Consider the following 16,376-nt stretch of genomic DNA (forward strand, 5'->3'; position numbering starts at 1 on the left):
CCTCTAAACAGCGGAAATACTGAGCGTTTTTTCCTCAGAGGTGCCGACGCCAGTCATATTCCTGATGGGAGGAGGTTTGTACCCTGACCAGCCCTTTGTCCATCGCCAGTATGCATGCGCGGCGAATATTCTCGCCGGCGAAACTGGCGGCCGGGGCTGCTTCAATGGCACTCAGATGCACCCATTGGCTGCCGGTTTCGGTTTTGCTTATCTGACGGGCGGCATGGGTAGCCATCAGCAGAATGTCGATCAGTTCCTGATCATTGATGGCGGTACAGGCCCGGGGCAGGAAAGGGTACTCGGCCATCCCGATGCGTACCCGGCTGTCGAGCTGCCTGTCGTTCATGAAATTGTCCACCAGTTGTTTGATGGAATCTGCCAGCTGCTGAGGCGCACTTTCCAGGCGCGAGTTTGGTTCTATGTACAGGAACATGGCATCGGAAAAATGGTACAGACGGGCCGGCTCGCAAATCTGGGCTTTAAGGTAATCACCAAACTGGCGTTCCAGCGCCAGTCCCTGCTGGTAGCCATGTTCCAGATAGACATGTTTGAGTAGCGGGACTTCAAACAGGGCAAAGCGTAATCGGTCGCTCAGGGGTTCGTTGATGATTTCCCCCAGGTGCCACTGCTCGAAATGCGCGCTGCTCTGTTGCAGTGAGCTGGAGAGTCTGGCATTGAGCATTCTCAGGTTACGCAGGCCGCTGCGGGGGTGGGTGTAGAATTCATCCCGCAGCAGTGTCAGGCGCTCCCGCCAGCTGCGTGCAGAACGGTGACGGTACCAGAGCACCAGCAGGGCCAGCAGCAGACCGATGAACAGCACTGTGGAGATGTTCTTTTGCTGGTAAAGGGCTTTTTCCTGGGTGAATTGCTGCCGTTCCAGTTCTTCCAACTGCAGCGCCCGCGCCATCATGCGTTGCTGCTGGCGGAACACTTCGGCATTACTTTTCACCTGATTTTCCTGCAAAGAGGCATACAACTGCTCATAGCGGCGTTGGCTCAGCAGAGCGTTGTAATAGTCTTTCTGCTTCTCAAACGCGGCCGACAGGCTGATTTCTCCCTGCATTTGCAGAGCTGGTTGTGCTTTGGGCAAACGGCTGGCCGCCAGCAGGGCCGCCTGAATGGTCGAGATCGCCTGCTCGGTTTTATCTTCTGCCAGTTCAAGCTGTCCCTGGAGCAGCTGTGTCTTGATCAGCGTGATGTCATCATCGCTTTCCTGCGCCAGCTGACGGGCATGGTGCAGATATTGTTCGGTTTTCGGGTAGTTATAGAGTTTGAGATAAACGCGGGCGATACTCAGGCGTAGCTTGGAGGAACGCGTGGGTAGGCGCAGCTGGTTTTCCAGATCTAGTGCATTGAAGTAATGCACCAGTGCAAGGTTGTAGCGGCCCTGCTGTTCGTAAATATTGGCGATCAGCGCCAGCGTGCGGGCCAGCGGGATGGTGCGATTGAAGTGCTCGAAAAACTCCCCTGCCTGCGTCGCGTGTTCCAGTGCCTTGTCAAAGACTTTGCGTTCATCATAGAGCGTAGCCAGCTCCAGATTGGCGATCGCCATTTTGCCGTGATCGTCTTTTTCCTGTGCCAGCCAGTAGCCGCTGAGCAGGCGATCCAGGGCCAGATCATAGTGCTGGTGCCGCAAATAATGGATCCCGTGACTGAGCAGGAAGTTGATTTCCTCTTTGCTATCCTCAAGTTCAGACAGATCACGCTTGGCACGGATATACATTTTCTCTGCCTGTTTTTCATCGCCCAGGGTCGATTCCATATCGGCACGCAGCATCAGCAACTGATACTGCAGTGTTTTGATCTGTTCACTGCGTTGCAGTTTTTCATCACCGGCGATGACCTGATCGATTTTATCCAGCCGGGCCGCCGCGGCGGAGGCATCGCCCATCCCTTGCCAGAGAATATCGGCATGAATGAGCTGGGTTTCGAGCAGCGTATAGCTGAACGCGTTTTCAACCGCCAATGCTTCGGCTTGGTTAATGGTGCGAATGGCGTCGCTTTGCGCATTGAGCAAAGACTGCGCTCTGGCTTTGATTTGCAGCGCATTGATGGTGCTCAGCGGCGTGCGGACAGAATGGTCAGTTTCTTCATTGACATGGACGCGAGAGCTGTCGGAAGGCACACTAAGCCGTCGTTGGTTCAGGTAGCGTTCGGTGATTTCCAGCGCTTTTTCCGGGCTGGTTTCCAACAGGAGATCGGCATCGGCCAGAATTGGGGTGGCATAAATCTTCGCCTGAACCGGCAGGGCGGTGAGAAACAAAAGCAGGATGCTGAAGAGCCAGTCACGACAGTTCATAGCGCACTTATCCATCAGGAAACACGGCCCTCATATTACTGCCTCATGACGTCAAGTCCAGCAAAGTAAAGCGATTTGCCGGACTTGACTGCGAAGCAGGCGAGCCTTTACTGACGTGCCATGCGATCGTTGTTGCTTGGTGTCTTGCCCTGATTGGTCCGGTAAGGGTTAATATCCAGACCGCCACGACGGGTGTAGCGGGCGTAAACCGTCAGTCGTTCCGGCTGACAAAAACGCATCAGATCCATGAAGATCCGCTCAACACATTGTTCGTGGAATTCATTGTGATTGCGGAAAGAGACCAGGTAGCGCAGCAGTTTCTCACGATCGATCTGCTTGCCTTTATAGGCAATCCGCACACTGCCCCAGTCTGGCTGACTGGTGATCAGGCAATTCGATTTCAGCAGATGGCTGTGCAGCACTTCCTCAACCACCTCGCCACGGGCGGCATTGCTCAGCAGCTCAGGTTCAAAATCGAAACTGGTAATCTCAATATCCTGCTCATCAATGCATTGGCCGGCAAAATCCACGATAGGCTGATCGGTAAAGTCACTCAGTGGCTGAATGGTCACATCCACATCCATCCCGGCGCAGGCGGATAAATCTTTCTGCAGAATATCTGCCACTTCCTGCCAGCTGCTGAAACGGGTATTGTTCAGGCTGTTCAGGAAGAGTTTGAAAGATTTGGATTCAATCAGGTTCGGGCTGCTGGCGGGCAGACGCACTTCACCAATTGCCACCTGAGGCAGTCCTTTACTGTTGAGCCAGGACAGCTCGTACAGGGTCCAGATGTCATACCCGGTGAATGGCAGGTCGTCGCCCAGCGACAGATCATCACGGTTCAGCTTACGCGGCACGGCCTGCAGCAGCGTGGGATCGTACTGATCTTTGTATTCGCTTTTTTGGCCAAGAGTTAAACCGGCTAGTTCTTTCGCGTCTTTGTATTTGCTCATATTGTCCTGGACACACACACTTGGATTAGAATAGGCAAAGTTTACTGAATCTTGCTTGAGGTTGCGAATGAATCATCCTGTAACGGCCGCATTGGCTGAATTTTCTTCCCGTTTTATTCACGTGTGGCACGATCAGCGCGCTAGTCTGCCCTGCAGCAGCGATCTGATTGGCCTTACATCCCCTTGTATTGAAAAGGATAATGGCGATACCGTGAGCTGGAAGCCGGTCGCGCGTGAGCCTGCTGGCCGTTTTGATGCCGTTGAAACGGGGATTGAGCTTCGCCTGCATCCGGATATTACCGCGTTTTACGGCAGCTTTTTCAGTGGTGATATGGCTGCCCGCTTTAACGCGCTGGAATTTGACCTGCTGCAGGTGTTTAGCGAGTCGGATCATGAGCGCCTGCAGGAGAACATTCTGGGTCATCTGGTCACTCAGCGCCGGCTGAAACTCAAGCCGACGGTCTTTATCGGGGTCATGGATGCAGAAGATCAGGTGATTGCGATCTGTAATCTGACCGGCAACGTCATTCTCGAGACGCTGGGCAAATCAGACCGGGAGGTGCTGGCGTACGATGTCGAGACTTTTATCCGTCAGCTCGAACCGGTTGTGAAGGTGAGTTAAGCCATGTATGTCGTTGAGCTACAATTTGAATGCTTTGACAACACCACGATTGCTGCAGTGGAGCAGGCGATCAATGGCCTGATGGATGCGCTGCGCTACAACGGTCAGGTGTTGGGGCGGGAATTCCCCGTTGTGATGGATGAAGCTGTGTTTAAAGTACGGGCTGTGTGTCCGGAGAAAACCAGTCTGCACAGCCAGTTTCACAGCCCGCAGGTCAAAGCGGGTCTCAACCGGCTGACACAAGCCAGTTTGCTGGCGCCGAAAATCAAAGTGCTGGGACGGGATATCAATTCGGAAGCCACGGCCGAAGAAGCGCCGGACTGGCAGGTGCTGTATACCACTTATGTGCACACCTGCTCGCCGCTGCGCAGCGGTGACAGCTTATTGCCGATCCCTTTGTACCGGATACCGGCGACCTTTAACGGGGATCATAAAGCCCTGGTCAAGTGGCAGACTGAATGGCAAGCCTGTGATGAAATACAGATGGCCGGCGGCTGTAAGGCTGAACACGCGGCTTTGCATGAAATCCGTGATGCTGACAGTGATTTGTTCCGTCGTGGCTGGGATTTACGCGGCAGGGTTGAATACCTGACCAAAGTACCTACCTATTATTATCAGTACAGGGTGGGGGGAATCAGTCTGGCAGATGAGGCGGATCGTCCTTGCCCTAAATGCGGCCAAGCCTGGCGGGTGGATGAGCCGATCCACGGTATTTTCCATTTTAAATGCGACCCGTGCCGGCTGGTGTCTAACTTGTCCTGGGATTATCAGTAGCTCAATCTCGGTTGGCGCCATGCGCCGTTCGACGCAGTCACCGCCTGTGACCACAAAGCAACGGGCGGTGACTGCTGATCAAGACAGGTTATTTATCTTGCTGGGCCTGTTCCAGGGCGGCAAGGCGTGCGGTCAGGCTGGCGACTTGCTGCTCCAGCGCGGCAATGCGCTCGCTGTCTCTGGCCGGTGCAGCCTGACTGGCTTTAATGTCAGGCACTTTGGCATGCTGTTTCCAGCTTTTCAGGGCCTGAATGATCACAGGCATAGGCAAAGGCTCGCGCAGGCGGGCTTTCACCAGCGCGACACTGGGCTCTTTCCCTTCGGCGATGAGTGTGGATATGGCGCGCTCCAGCGCATCGGTAATGGCAGATGACATACTTCTTCCTGAAAGTGTGGCTCGGGTTCACTTATTTTCGTAGCAAAGCGTCCAGTTGATCAATCACTTCGCACCAATCGGCATCTTCCGCAATCGATTCTTTGAGAAAACGGCGCTGGGCGGGTTGCCAGAAATCAGCCTGGGCGATGGTTTCGTCCTGTTTGAGGTGATGCTCGCGAATGAAGCCTTCTATCGATTCCTTGGACGAATTCATTCCTAACTGATTGAATAAACTGTGTAAGTCGTGGCTGAATGTTTCCATTTTGCTATCCCCCAATTGGTGTTTGCCATAAGTATAGTGGGGAATAGTCGTCAATTCGTCTCTGTGGTTTGTGAGAGATCGCTTACAAGCCTGTAAGACATACTGAAGTCTTGCTATGGCAGTTAGCCTAAAAACATAAAAATAACTCCTTATTATCAAGTGCTTATGTTATTTTGTCGTGCCGGACTCAATGCGGCGCGATCACTGAGGCTCAATGTGCGCTTGTTCGCATCGGGATATCGCGTAATCTTAACCCTGTCGGAAGGAGCTGACACGGAACAGGAACATGAGCCACGGAGTTGGCAGTCTCAGGAAGAGACACGGTCTTCAGGATGAGGGCTGACATGGACAGTTCGGAGACTGCAGGATGGAGTCAGTGCAAGCAGGATGTTTGCCGTCAGGATGACACAAGGATGACGCTTCAGGAAGAAGCCAGGGACACCGCCAGGATGGCTGTTGAGAGTTCACCCGGGATGGGTAACGGGTCAGGAGACCAGGACACTTCAGGATGAAGTTCAACAAGGGAAGCGCTGAAGGATACAGCATACAAAGGAATGATGCAGGGAGCACCATCGTAGTAGGAAGCTACAGGTAAGACCTAAGGGCGCAACGCAAGTTGCGCCCATTCTTTTATATCTGTTCTGTGGCAATCTGGCGGCTGTGCGCCCGCAAGCTGACAGCCAGCTCATTTCTGCGCCCTTGTCTCATCCCCTGTATCGGCTGTTCTGAGTTGCGACGGCGGTTTACGATTAACCCTGCTTCATATTTTGCCTGTCATCTTGTAAGTGATCTCTCACAAAATCGTGAGAAATATGCGTTTTCTGTTATCTATCCCGACGCACAAATAGATAAATTTAACTTTAAATTCAATTAATTATGCTCTCGATTGCTCGCGGCCTGATCTTCGGGCAATGTGCAAGTGAAAGACGGTACTGTGCCTGGCGCGTAATTATCGTAGTCTTAGAAGTGTCGAAGGAATTGACATACGGAACAGGATAACGGCCAGGGAGCAGGGTCGGTTAGGGATGATAGTGAAGGCGAGGATAGCTTTCACGCTAAGGACAGTTCAGGACATGGCGGGATGCCGGCTGCAGTATTCAGGATGAGACTGCTCAGGAAGAGACAGGGATACTTTCAGAACGAAAGCAGGGACACCGCCAGGAAGGTCGAAGTGAGTTATTTCAGGATGAAGTAACGGATCAGGAGATCAACGGACACGTTCAGGATGAGCGTTCAATGGAAAATCGCCGACGGATTCCGGCGCATCAAAGGATTGAGGCAGGGAGCCTATGCGTAGCAGGATAGCTGCAAGTAAGACCTAAGGGCGCAACGAAAGTTGCGCCCGTTTTATTTTGTGGTGTGGTAATACCAATCGCAGTAAATAACTGGTCATCCTAGCTTGTTCAAATATTCGATAACTGCGTTAGATTTTTTGATTGTAGAATCACTACTGATCTAAAAAATCTGCCTTGCTCTCAAACATTTTCCCTGCGCTATTTCTGATCATTTACTTACTTTGATTGGTATAAAACCGGCGCGGGCAACCCTTCAGCCCGGCATATGATGCGGCGGCACATAAAACTGGACCGGACGCAGTCCTCTGAAGGTGGCGCAGCCCTCATAGGCATCAGCACCGTCCGCTGAAAACTCAAATAAGTACAGGGTTTGCCAGCACCAGTTGCCTGCGTCATCTTTCAGGCGGTGCGATCCTCTGGCCACACTGAGCAGCTGCAATCCTAACTGCTGGCAGCGCTGGGTAATAAATTGCTGGGCCAGCTCGCTCTGGCGCCTCTGCTGCCAGAACAGGTAGCCCAGTATGGCCAGCGCCAGTATGCCAAGTAAATTATCCATCCGTGGGATTTCCTTCTTCAGTTCCGTTTCATTTTTTATTGGCCGCGAGTGGCTTGTTGCAACCGGGTAATGGCCTCGGTCAGCTCGGCATTGGCTGAACTGTGCAGCACCTGCAGCATGGTCCCGCGCAGCGCTGGCAGCATGACGAGATCGGCAAACAGCTGGTTGAATAAAGTCTGATCCTGCGTCTGGGCCAGGCGCAGTAAAAACTGACTGGCTGTATCGGTGTCAGCCAAGCCCTTCCAGCATCGGCCGGCAATGGCGACCAGCATTTCAGGGTGGCAGAGTTCAGGTTTTGCCAGTATGTTCTGGATCTCACGGTTCAGCATTGCCGTCTCGGCCCCGGACAGGGCGCGCAGCAACGCAGATAACAGGAAGATATCGGTTTCCTGTGCTGTGAGCTCGTGCTGAATCCGTTCCGCCAGACGCTCAGACAAGGCTTCTGGCAGCGCACAGTGTTCCAGACAGCCCAGCAGCGCGTACAGCGGCGTCATGGGGAGATTCTGCAGCGCCTTGCGCAGGTAAGTTGCATTATTTTCCTGCTTCATCCGGGCGCAGATATCGGCCAGTCCCTGTAAACCAACACCCTGCCATTGCGCCCAATCCAGCTGACCGCTGAGATAAACCTGGGCATGTTCGTAATACTGGCTGGCTGGCAACGCCAGCTGCTGACGCAAATGGGCGTGGAAGATCGCCATTTTGTCGTCTTTTGGCTTGAAGGTGTACGGGTTGGCCGCCAGCTTTTCCTGCTCTTCTTCTGTGGGCACCGCATTGAGTGTGGCGCCCATGGCTTCGATGACATACTTAATGAAATCACCGACTGCAGCCTGCTTGAGCAAGCCCCGCTCATCCAGCGGCAGCCTGAGGAACCAGATCCAGGGCGGATTACCCGGCTGCCAGAAGGAAATCGACAGGTGAGCATGCTGCTGTAACGGCCATGGATAAGGCTGGCGGTTCTCTTCAACTGCTTTGAAGGTATCTCGCTCGATTTCACAGACCCGGCGGCCCAGATCGAAAATCTTATACTGGCATCCGGCATTGTCCAACAGTTGGGTCAGGGTGTGAAATTTATCCATGGGCATGCTTCAGGGCTCCTAGAGTTTGACGGCTTATGGTGGCGCATTATAGGGAGTTGCGTGTGAAGATGGTATCCTTGCGCGCCAGTTGTCCGGCTGAGCTCACCTTCAGCCATCAGGCTAGTTATGTTGATCCAGGAGTACCGCATTGGATTGTTACGAAAAAACCACCCGTTTACTGGTACGGTTAGAACAGCAGTTACACGCGCAAGGACTATGGCAGCACAGCCCACCCAGCGAGGAAGCGCTGGCCAGCACTGAGCCATTCGCCATTGATACGCTGACCTGTGCAGAGTGGCTGCAATGGATTTTTCTGCCCCGTATGTATCATCTGGTCGAGGAAAGGCTGATGTTGCCGACTCAGTTTAATATTTACCCGTATGCCGAAGAGTCCGCCAAACTGGAACCGGAACTGGCCGGTGTGTTGCCGCTGATTGCTGAACTGGACCACTGGCTGGGTGGCGCGAATCAATGACAGCGCTCAATACTGAACTTGAGATCCTGTATCAGGATGACTCTCTGGTGGCCGTCAACAAACCGGCCGGCATGCTGGTGCACCGTTCCTGGCTTGATCGCCACGAAACCCGGTTTGTAATGCAGACCCTGCGGGATCAGCTCGGCGGACAGCATGTGTTTCCGTTACACCGGCTCGATAAACCAACCTCAGGCGTTCTGTTGTTCGCTCTCTCGAGCGAGATGGCCGCTGAGATGATGCCAAAATTTGCGGGACGGGAAGTCAAGAAAACTTACCATGCTGTGGTAAGGGGCTGGGTGAAAGAGGCCGCAGTCCTGGATTATCCGCTCAAAGAAGAGCTGGATAAGATGAGCGACAAGCGGGCCCTACAGGATAAAGCGCCGCAGGAAGCGGTTACTGCTTATCGTCCGCTCGCCAGAGTGGAAACCCCGATCCCTGTCGGTCGTTATGCGACCAGCCGCTATACCCTGGTTGAAATGAAACCGGAAACCGGCCGCAAACACCAGCTGCGCCGGCACATGCATCATCTGAGTCATCATATCATTGGGGATGTGAACCATGGCGATGGCCGGCATAACCGCATGTTCAGGGAAAACTATGACTGTCACCGGCTAATGCTGCATGCTTCTGCGCTGCAATTGATTCATCCGGTGACCGGTCTGCCAATAGAGATTCGTGCATCCGTGGATCAAAGCTGGCAGAGTGTGATGCAGGCCTTCCAGTGGCCGCTCTCTTATCTGGACGGATAAAATCATCGTTTTTGATTGCAGGATCGCGCAATTGGGTTTCGGTATTTGCATCTGACCGGTACAGGGGTCAGAGTAATCTCAGGTTATTGAAATTTAAACAGGGAGTGAGGTGTGACTGTGATGGCAACGATTGGTGTATTTGTGGGCTCCGTGTTTGGCGGGGCAGAGGAAGTCGCAGAAGAAATCGTCAGCGAGCTGAAAACCAATGGCCACGATGCGGAACTGTTCACAGATCCCAGTCTGGATGATTTTCTGGCTTACCGGGATCAGGTCGCGCTGGTGATTACTTCCACCACAGGGCAGGGGGAAATCCCTGAAAACCTGTTACCGCTGTATCTGGCGCTGAATGATCAGTTTCCGCTGATGCCGGCGCTCAACTATGGTGTGATCGCGATGGGAGATTCCAGTTACGGCGAGGACAGATACTGTGGCGGCGGACGGCAGTTTGACGCTTTGCTTCAGGAACTGCAGGCCAAGCCGGTGACTGCGCGTCTGGATATTGATGCCTGCGTCAATTTTGATCCGGCGGAAGCGGCGCTGCCCTGGCTGCAGGACTTTATGAAAAAAGTGCAGTAACACCGGAGACTGACAGATAGCGGATGCCAAAAGGGCACCTCAGCAGGTGCCCGATTTCTGCTTTCTTACTGACGACTTATCACTCGTTACTTCAGTTTTGCCAGATCGGATTCGATCTCGGCAATTTTATGGCTGACCACCTGTTCCAGATGGCGCAAATCGTCCAGAATTTTTTTCTTGATGTCGACATCGGTGTGGCGCTTTTTGGTGATCTTATCTAACTCGTCGGTGACAAAAGTCAGTTTGCGATTAATCTCAGAGACTTCCTTGGCTTCACGGTTGCCGCTGTTCACGATGACAGACTTGGACTGGCGTTGAAATTTGAACTTCATGCTTTTGGCAAAAAGTTCTCCCTTTCCTTTGGCGAAGTAGATTTTCAGAATGTCATTCGCGGCTTCCTGGCGCAGACTATAACTTTCAATTCTTTCCGGGTGTTCGATGCCCAGGCTGGTAAGGTTGGGGTACATGGCGGCCTCGTGTTGTTTCAGTCAATAAACCGTCTGCGCTCAGGACAACAAATGCGAACCCAAATGGCATTTCACTGGCGTTGATAGAGGCAGTTTGTTGCTACTCTAGCAATTTATGCGGGGTAAATCTTGTACGCGGCGCAGAATCTGCGTCAAGGATTCGCAACAGCCCGTCATGTTTGGCTGACGGGCTGGCGGGTTTGATTAGGCCGCATCGTCAATACGTTCAATCAATGCCGCTTTGAGTGCCGATTCCTGCTCAGAAGTCAGTTGCTGACCTTCCTCATTGACCAGAATGAAAAAGTCTTCCGCGCGCTCACCTATGGTGGTGATCTTCGCGGCCTGCAGACTGACATTCTGATCGGCAAACACTGAGCCAATCCGGGCCAGCAGTCCCGGCATGTCCAGCGCCACCAGCTCCATCATGGTCTTTTTGCCGGTTTTGGTTGGCAGAAAATCGACCTGGGTTTTGACGTTGAAATGGCGCAGTTTGCGCGGCGGACGTTTATTGCGTCGTACCGAGACCATGGTATCCAGGGCATGAATCAGATCGTCCCGGACCGTGGCGCGGCGGTTGTCCGTCAGGGGATCGCCGTTTGGATCGAGCACCATGAAGGTATCTAAGGTGTAGCCATCTTTACTGGTCATGATTTGTGCATCATGAACACTGAGGTTTTTCTTATCCAGCTCGGCTACGACAATGGCAAACAGCTTGGCTTTGTCCCGGCTGTATACGAACACTTCGGTCCCGCCACGGGTCGGCTTTTTGCTGATCAGGATCAGCGGCTCATCCGGATTATCATGTTTGAGCAGCGCTTCGGCATGCCAGGCAATCTGCTGGTGGGTGTGCCGCAGAAAATAGTCGGCTTTAAAACGTTGCCAGAGCACGTCGACTTCACGCTGGCTGAAACCCTGGCTGCGCAGCAGGGCAGAGGCCATTTGCTGGTTGTGACGAATACGTTCGCGGACATCAGGCGGGTTTTCAAGGCCGCGGCGCAGCGCTTTCTGGCTGGAATAATACAGCTCGGCCAGCAGGGTGCGTTTCCAACTGTTCCATAACTCCTGATTGGTGGCGCAGATATCTGCCACAGTCAGGCAAATCAGATAGTCCAACCGCTCCTCATCGCGCACCGTCTTGGCAAATTCCGTGATCACATCCGGGTCATAGATGTCCCTGCGCTGGGCCGTGACTGACATCAGCAAATGGTTTTTGACCAGCCAGGTGACCAGATTGGCTTCCGGGCGCGACAGGCCATGATTGATACAGAAGTTGTAGGCATCGTCTGCGCCCAGCTCGGAGTGGTCTCCGCCCCGGCCTTTGGCAATGTCGTGGAAAATTGCCGCCAGGATCAACAATTCTTTTTTCTGAATACGCGGATACACTTCACAGCAGATAGGATGCAGCTCCCGGTTGGCCGGATCGCTGAATTTGTTCATGTGCTTGAGCAGGCGGACACTGTGCTCATCCACGGTGTAGACATGGAACAGGTCAAACTGCATTTGCCCGACAATCTGGCTCCATTGCGGCAGATAGGCGGCAAGCACGCCGTGGCGGTGCATCAGGCGGAAAGCTTTGTTCAGGGCGTTTGGCTGGCGCACCAGCGCCATGAATTTCTCGCGTGCTTCAGGAATGTCCACTAAAAAGCGGTTCAGGCGGCGGCGGGCAGTACGTAACTGGCGCAGCGTGGGGGCTGAAATGCCCTCGATCTCGGAATTAGCGGCAACATGCAGGAACATGTCGAGAATGGTTTCCGGACGGGCCTGAAATAAGGCGGGTTTTCTGGCTTCTATCAGGTTGCCGACCAGGCGGAAATCCTCGTCCAGATCGACAATCGCCAGTTCGTCGCCGTTTTTCAGGATCGCCTGATCAAACAGCTGCAGCAGCATTTTATTGAGTTCGGCCACACGCCTGAGCGTTCGGTAGAACTCTTTCATCATCATTTCAACCGGTTTGTTACCTTCACCGCTATAGCCCAACTTTTGCGCCACGGAGGCCTGATGTTCGAAGGTCAGCCGGTTGTCGTAACGTTTGAGTTCACAATGCAGGGCAAAACGGATGCGCCATAATGAAGCCTGACACTCGTACAGTTCACGGTACTCTGCATCGGTTAAAAAACCAAAGCGGCTCATCTCCAGCAGATTAGTCGCGCCGAAATGGCGGCGGGCGACCCAGCTCAGGGTATGAATATCACGCAGCCCGCCAGGGCTGGATTTGATATCCGGCTCCAGGTTATAGGTGGTGTCGTGATAGCGGGCATGACGGATGCGCTGCTCTTCAACTTTGGCACGATAGAAGGCTTCACTCGGCCAGAATTTGCCGGAATTGACCTGATCCTGTAACTGCAAAAAGCTGTCTTCACTGCCGCACAGCAGGCGAGCTTCCTGAAGGTTGGTGGCAACGGTCAAATCTTCCAGCCCGATATTGATACACTCTTCAACAGTACGGACGCTGTGGCCCACCTCCAGCTTGAGATCCCACAATAGGGTCAGAAACTCACTGATTTGTTTTCCTGTGTGATGATCAAGCGGGGTCGCACTGAGCAGCAGGATATCGACGTCAGACAAGGGATGCAGCTCGCCGCGACCGTATCCGCCGACCGCAACCAGCGAGAGATCGTCGCGCTGATCGAGTCCGAACTGTGGCCAGAGATGGCAAAGCAGCCGGTCGATGCAGCCCGCTCTGGCTTCAACCAGTTCAGTGACAGGAACATGCTGGGAGAAGAGCAACTGCTGCTGCTCGTTGAATTGCTCCAGCTCTTCTTTGAGCATGGTAAGCAGCTGAGCTGTGTCTTCGCCGCTGGTCGGGGTGTGAGGTTCGGATTGAATCTGTGTCATTGCTGTCCATGCCATGTTGAGGTATCAGTGACGGGCAATAAGCCTTTTTCACCAAGCCTTTTCTTGTGGCTGGGGGAAAACTGTCGTCTCTTTACTCTAGCCTGAATTACAGCAACAAAAAAGCCAGCAATGTGCTGGCTTTGAGTCAATGGTCAGTTGTTGCCGGATTGACCCGCGAATCAGGCGTTTTTCATCACCCGGGGCAGGCTTTCTTCTTTCCGCAGGGTCAGGATCTCACAGCCGTTATCTGTAACCAGCAGTGTGTGTTCCCATTGCGCCGATTTCTTGCCGTCGACTGTGTACACCGTCCAGCCGTCCTCATCATCGAGCAGGCAGCCGAATTTACCGGCATTGATCATTGGCTCGATGGTGAAACACATGCCCGCTTTCAGTACAGTGCGGTCGGCGTTTTTGTAATGGACGACCTGCGGCTCTTCATGGAATTCATCGCCGATGCCGTGGCCACAGTAGTCTCTGACAATGGTGAAACGGCTGTTGCCGTTTTTGACAAACTTCTGGATGGTGGTGCCAATCTCCCCCAGCTTGGTGCCTGGCTTCACTTTTTTGATGGCCTGGTACAGGCTTTCCTGCGCGACCCGGCACAGGCGCTTGTCTTCCAGTGAGACCTCGCCCACTTCGAACATTTTAGAAGTATCGCCGTGGTAGCCATCTTTGATGACTGTGATATCAATGTTGATGATATCGCCATCTTGCAATACGTCCTGCTCGCTGGGAATACCGTGGCACACTACATGGTTGATCGAGGTACAGATGGATTTCGGGAACCCGTGATAGTTCAGCGGAGCCGGGATCGCACCCTGGGTTTCGGTGATGTACTCATGACAAATCCGGTTCAGTTCTTCAGTGGATACGCCAGGTTTGACATACGGCTCAATCATTTCCAGTACGTCGGCGGCCAGCTGGCCGGCCACGCGCATCTTTTCAATTTCTTCAGCCGTCTTGATCTTAATGCTCATGCAAACTTCTCTGCTCTGTCAGTCTCTATACTTTATATGGTATCAGCGAGAGCGGAGGATGAAAACTGACTTTGGGCTGCACAGAAGATTTTGACTGGATTTTTGCGGTCTGAATATGGTATAAAGCGCGCCGTAATTTGGCATATTGTGCTTCGGCGAAAGTCGGTGCGACGGGTCAGATTACGAAAACATTATTTTATTTAATCACTCACACATATCGACACGTGCTCCGGGGTGCCCAAGGCTTATGCGTAAGTCGACCGTAACAAGGTCAAGGGTCGGTAGCATGGGATATGTGGACGCCTAACCCCAATTGAGGAATATTCAATGGCAACTGTATCAATGCGCGACATGCTGAAGGCTGGTGTACACTTTGGTCACCAAACCCGTTACTGGAACCCTAAGATGAAGCCATTCATCTTCGGTGCTCGTAACCGTGTACACATCATCAACCTTGAAAAAACTGTACCAATGTTCAACGAAGCGCTGGCAGAAATCAACAAGATCGCTGCTCGCAAAGGTAAAATCCTGTTCGTTGGTACTAAGCGTGCTGCAAGCGAATCTATCAAAGACGCGGCAAACAGCTGTGATCAGTACTACGTGAACAACCGTTGGTTGGGCGGTATGCTGACTAACTGGAAAACTGTTCGTCAGTCAATCAAGCGTCTGAAAGATCTGGAGACTCAGTCTACCGATGGTACTTTCGACAAGCTGACTAAGAAAGAAGCGCTGATGCGTACTCGTGAAATGGAAAAACTGGAGAAATCTCTGGGCGGTATCAAGAACATGGGCGGTCTGCCAGACGCGATGTTCGTTATCGATGCTGATCACGAGCACATTGCTATCAAAGAAGCGAACAACCTGGGTATCCCAGTATTCTCTATCGTAGATACTAACTCTAACCCAGACGGCGTAGATTACGTTATCCCAGGTAACGATGACGCAATCCGTGCTATCCAGCTGTACACAGGTGCTGTTGCAACTACTGTTACTGAAGCTCGTAACCAGGACATCGCTGTTCAGGCTGAGCAAGACGGTTTCGTAGAAGCTGAGTAATCAGTCGCTCCTTTGAGCATCTTAAGTTACCTTGTGTAAACTAAGTATGGTTAACAGGGGCCGTTTACAGGCCCCTGATTTTTACACCAAGATTTGAAAACTGAGGATATAACAATGGCAACAGTTACAGCTGCCCTGGTTAAAGAACTGCGTGAGCGTACTGGCGCAGGCATGATGGAATGTAAAAAAGCACTGGTTGAAGCAAATGCTGATATCGAGCTGGCCATCGAGAACATGCGTAAGAGCGGTGCTGCAAAAGCGGCTAAGAAAGCAGGTAACATCGCTGCTGAAGGTTCTATCATCATCAAGAACAACGACAACCTGGCTGCGCTGGTAGAAGTGAACTGCCAGACTGACTTCGTTGCTAAAGACGGTAACTTCCTGACTTTCGCCAATGAAGTGGCTGATGCTGCTCTGGCAAGCAAAGCGGACATCGCAGAACTGCAAGCTCAGTTCGAAGAGAAGCGTATTGCACTGGTTGCTAAAATTGGTGAGAACATCTCTATCCGTCGTGTTGCTTACATCGAAGGTGAGAAAGTGGCTTCTTACCGTCACGGCGACCGTATCGGTGTTGTTGTTGCGGGTAACGGCGAAGACGAAACCCTGAAGCACATTGCAATGCACGTTGCAGCTTCTCGCCCAGAGTACGTGAACCCAGAAGACGTACCAGCAGAAGTGGTTGCTAAAGAGCGTGAAGTTCAGGTTGAAATCGCCATGAACGAAGGCAAGCCTCAGGAAATCGCTGAGAAGATGGTTGAAGGCCGCATGAAGAAGTTCACTGGCGAAGTCTCTCTGACGGGTCAGCCTTTCATCATGGAACCTAAGAAATCTGTCGGTGACGTACTGAAAGAAAACGGCGCTTCTGTTTCTACCTTTATTCGCCTGGAAGTCGGTGAAGGTATCGAGAAAGCAGAAGGCCTGAGCTTCGCTGAAGAAGTAGCTCTGGCGCAGAAAGGTTAATCTTTCGCAAATTGCTTATAGAAGACCGTGGCCAAGGCTGCGGTCTTTTTACAACTCCATATCTCTAT

16 protein-coding genes are annotated in these 16,376 nt (G+C 52.6%); 7 read left to right on the forward strand and 9 right to left on the reverse strand.

The features are described 5' to 3' along the window. Nucleotides 1–34 precede the first annotated feature (34 nt). Both P4S53_RS12430 and queF read right to left on the reverse strand, forming a co-directional pair. The gene (locus P4S53_RS12430; protein WP_337112908.1) at nucleotides 35–2,299 is read right to left on the reverse strand and encodes a tetratricopeptide repeat protein; all 2,265 of its coding nucleotides are present in this window, start codon (nucleotides 2,297–2,299) and stop codon (nucleotides 35–37) included. Nucleotides 2,300–2,406: 107 nt separating this feature from the next. After that, on the reverse strand, nucleotides 2,407–3,252 hold the full coding sequence (queF, locus tag P4S53_RS12435; RefSeq protein WP_337112909.1) for an NADPH-dependent 7-cyano-7-deazaguanine reductase QueF: 846 nt from the start codon (nucleotides 3,250–3,252) through the stop codon (nucleotides 2,407–2,409). A 67-nt stretch (nucleotides 3,253–3,319) separates the two neighbouring features. On the opposite strand from queF, the gene syd reads away from it, so the two are divergent. Beyond that, on the forward strand, nucleotides 3,320–3,874 hold the full coding sequence (gene syd, locus P4S53_RS12440) for a SecY-interacting protein (protein ID WP_337112910.1): 555 nt from the start codon (nucleotides 3,320–3,322) through the stop codon (nucleotides 3,872–3,874). 3 nt (nucleotides 3,875–3,877) lie between these two features. After that, nucleotides 3,878–4,648, forward strand: a complete 771-nt coding sequence (locus P4S53_RS12445) for a Zn-ribbon-containing protein (protein ID WP_337112911.1) — start codon at nucleotides 3,878–3,880, stop codon at nucleotides 4,646–4,648. Nucleotides 4,649–4,736: 88 nt separating this feature from the next. Here the strand turns inward: P4S53_RS12445 and P4S53_RS12450 are convergent, their stop codons facing one another. The 4 genes from P4S53_RS12450 to P4S53_RS12465 all read right to left on the reverse strand — a co-directional run bounded on the left by P4S53_RS12450 (nucleotide 4,737) and on the right by P4S53_RS12465 (nucleotide 8,219). Further along, the gene (locus tag P4S53_RS12450) at nucleotides 4,737–5,024 is read right to left on the reverse strand and encodes a hypothetical protein (protein WP_337112912.1); all 288 of its coding nucleotides are present in this window, start codon (nucleotides 5,022–5,024) and stop codon (nucleotides 4,737–4,739) included. 31 nt (nucleotides 5,025–5,055) lie between these two features. Next, nucleotides 5,056–5,286, reverse strand: coding sequence for a DUF2789 domain-containing protein (locus P4S53_RS12455; RefSeq protein ID WP_337112913.1), 231 nt, complete (start codon nucleotides 5,284–5,286; stop codon nucleotides 5,056–5,058). A 1,548-nt stretch (nucleotides 5,287–6,834) separates the two neighbouring features. After that, on the reverse strand, nucleotides 6,835–7,137 hold the full coding sequence (locus tag P4S53_RS12460) for a DUF3301 domain-containing protein (protein WP_337112914.1): 303 nt from the start codon (nucleotides 7,135–7,137) through the stop codon (nucleotides 6,835–6,837). Nucleotides 7,138–7,172: 35 nt separating this feature from the next. Next, entirely contained in the window at nucleotides 7,173–8,219 is a 1,047-nt protein-coding gene (locus P4S53_RS12465; protein ID WP_337112915.1) for a DUF3549 family protein, read from the reverse strand. A gap of 142 nt (nucleotides 8,220–8,361) precedes the next feature. Here P4S53_RS12465 and P4S53_RS12470 point away from each other — a divergent pair, with 142 nt between their 5' ends. From P4S53_RS12470 to P4S53_RS12480, 3 genes are all read left to right on the forward strand, one after another. Beyond that, the gene (locus P4S53_RS12470) at nucleotides 8,362–8,688 is read left to right on the forward strand and encodes a YqcC family protein (RefSeq protein ID WP_303458672.1); all 327 of its coding nucleotides are present in this window, start codon (nucleotides 8,362–8,364) and stop codon (nucleotides 8,686–8,688) included. After that, nucleotides 8,685–9,437 (forward strand): tRNA pseudouridine(65) synthase TruC, encoded by a 753-nt coding sequence (truC, locus tag P4S53_RS12475; RefSeq protein ID WP_337112916.1) that lies wholly within the window; start codon nucleotides 8,685–8,687, stop codon nucleotides 9,435–9,437. The genes P4S53_RS12470 and truC overlap by 4 nt, the downstream gene beginning before the upstream one ends. Nucleotides 9,438–9,557: 120 nt before the next feature. After that, on the forward strand, nucleotides 9,558–10,013 hold the full coding sequence (locus P4S53_RS12480; RefSeq protein WP_337114477.1) for a flavodoxin: 456 nt from the start codon (nucleotides 9,558–9,560) through the stop codon (nucleotides 10,011–10,013). Nucleotides 10,014–10,099: 86 nt separating this feature from the next. On the opposite strand, the gene P4S53_RS12485 is transcribed toward P4S53_RS12480, so the two are convergent. The 3 genes from P4S53_RS12485 to map all read right to left on the reverse strand — a co-directional run bounded on the left by P4S53_RS12485 (nucleotide 10,100) and on the right by map (nucleotide 14,292). Further along, nucleotides 10,100–10,480: a DUF3461 family protein gene (locus P4S53_RS12485; protein ID WP_027251660.1), complete on the reverse strand. Its 381-nt coding sequence runs from the start codon at nucleotides 10,478–10,480 to the stop codon at nucleotides 10,100–10,102. A 204-nt stretch (nucleotides 10,481–10,684) separates the two neighbouring features. Further along, entirely contained in the window at nucleotides 10,685–13,315 is a 2,631-nt protein-coding gene (gene glnD, locus P4S53_RS12490; protein WP_337112917.1) for a bifunctional uridylyltransferase/uridylyl-removing protein GlnD, read from the reverse strand. Between the two features lie 179 nt (nucleotides 13,316–13,494). After that, entirely contained in the window at nucleotides 13,495–14,292 is a 798-nt protein-coding gene (map, locus tag P4S53_RS12495) for a type I methionyl aminopeptidase (RefSeq protein ID WP_337112918.1), read from the reverse strand. Nucleotides 14,293–14,619: 327 nt separating this feature from the next. Between map and rpsB the strand changes: the two genes are divergently transcribed. Next, a complete protein-coding gene (rpsB, locus tag P4S53_RS12500) occupies nucleotides 14,620–15,348 on the forward strand; it encodes a 30S ribosomal protein S2 (protein WP_337112919.1) in 729 nt (242 codons plus the stop codon). A gap of 114 nt (nucleotides 15,349–15,462) precedes the next feature. After that, the gene (gene tsf, locus P4S53_RS12505; protein ID WP_337112920.1) at nucleotides 15,463–16,308 is read left to right on the forward strand and encodes a translation elongation factor Ts; all 846 of its coding nucleotides are present in this window, start codon (nucleotides 15,463–15,465) and stop codon (nucleotides 16,306–16,308) included. Nucleotides 16,309–16,376 lie beyond the last annotated feature (68 nt).

Origin of the sequence: Photobacterium sp. Hal280, assembly GCF_037162255.1 — a bacterium.
In the GTDB taxonomy this organism is placed as follows: domain Bacteria; phylum Pseudomonadota; class Gammaproteobacteria; order Enterobacterales; family Vibrionaceae; genus Photobacterium.

Coding starts and splice junctions, on each gene's coding strand:
- P4S53_RS12430 (WP_337112908.1), bottom strand. CDS start 2,299: ATGAACTGTCGTGACTGGCTCTTCAGCATCCTGCTTTTGTTTCTCACC.
- queF (WP_337112909.1), bottom strand. CDS start 3,252: ATGAGCAAATACAAAGACGCGAAAGAACTAGCCGGTTTAACTCTTGGC.
- syd (WP_337112910.1), top strand. CDS start 3,320: ATGAATCATCCTGTAACGGCCGCATTGGCTGAATTTTCTTCCCGTTTT.
- P4S53_RS12445 (WP_337112911.1), top strand. CDS start 3,878: ATGTATGTCGTTGAGCTACAATTTGAATGCTTTGACAACACCACGATT.
- P4S53_RS12450 (WP_337112912.1), bottom strand. CDS start 5,024: ATGTCATCTGCCATTACCGATGCGCTGGAGCGCGCCATATCCACACTC.
- P4S53_RS12455 (WP_337112913.1), bottom strand. CDS start 5,286: ATGGAAACATTCAGCCACGACTTACACAGTTTATTCAATCAGTTAGGA.
- P4S53_RS12460 (WP_337112914.1), bottom strand. CDS start 7,137: ATGGATAATTTACTTGGCATACTGGCGCTGGCCATACTGGGCTACCTG.
- P4S53_RS12465 (WP_337112915.1), bottom strand. CDS start 8,219: ATGCCCATGGATAAATTTCACACCCTGACCCAACTGTTGGACAATGCC.
- truC (WP_337112916.1), top strand. CDS start 8,685: ATGACAGCGCTCAATACTGAACTTGAGATCCTGTATCAGGATGACTCT.
- P4S53_RS12480 (WP_337114477.1), top strand. CDS start 9,558: ATGGCAACGATTGGTGTATTTGTGGGCTCCGTGTTTGGCGGGGCAGAG.
- P4S53_RS12485 (WP_027251660.1), bottom strand. CDS start 10,480: ATGTACCCCAACCTTACCAGCCTGGGCATCGAACACCCGGAAAGAATT.
- glnD (WP_337112917.1), bottom strand. CDS start 13,315: ATGACACAGATTCAATCCGAACCTCACACCCCGACCAGCGGCGAAGAC.
- map (WP_337112918.1), bottom strand. CDS start 14,292: ATGAGCATTAAGATCAAGACGGCTGAAGAAATTGAAAAGATGCGCGTG.
- rpsB (WP_337112919.1), top strand. CDS start 14,620: ATGGCAACTGTATCAATGCGCGACATGCTGAAGGCTGGTGTACACTTT.
- tsf (WP_337112920.1), top strand. CDS start 15,463: ATGGCAACAGTTACAGCTGCCCTGGTTAAAGAACTGCGTGAGCGTACT.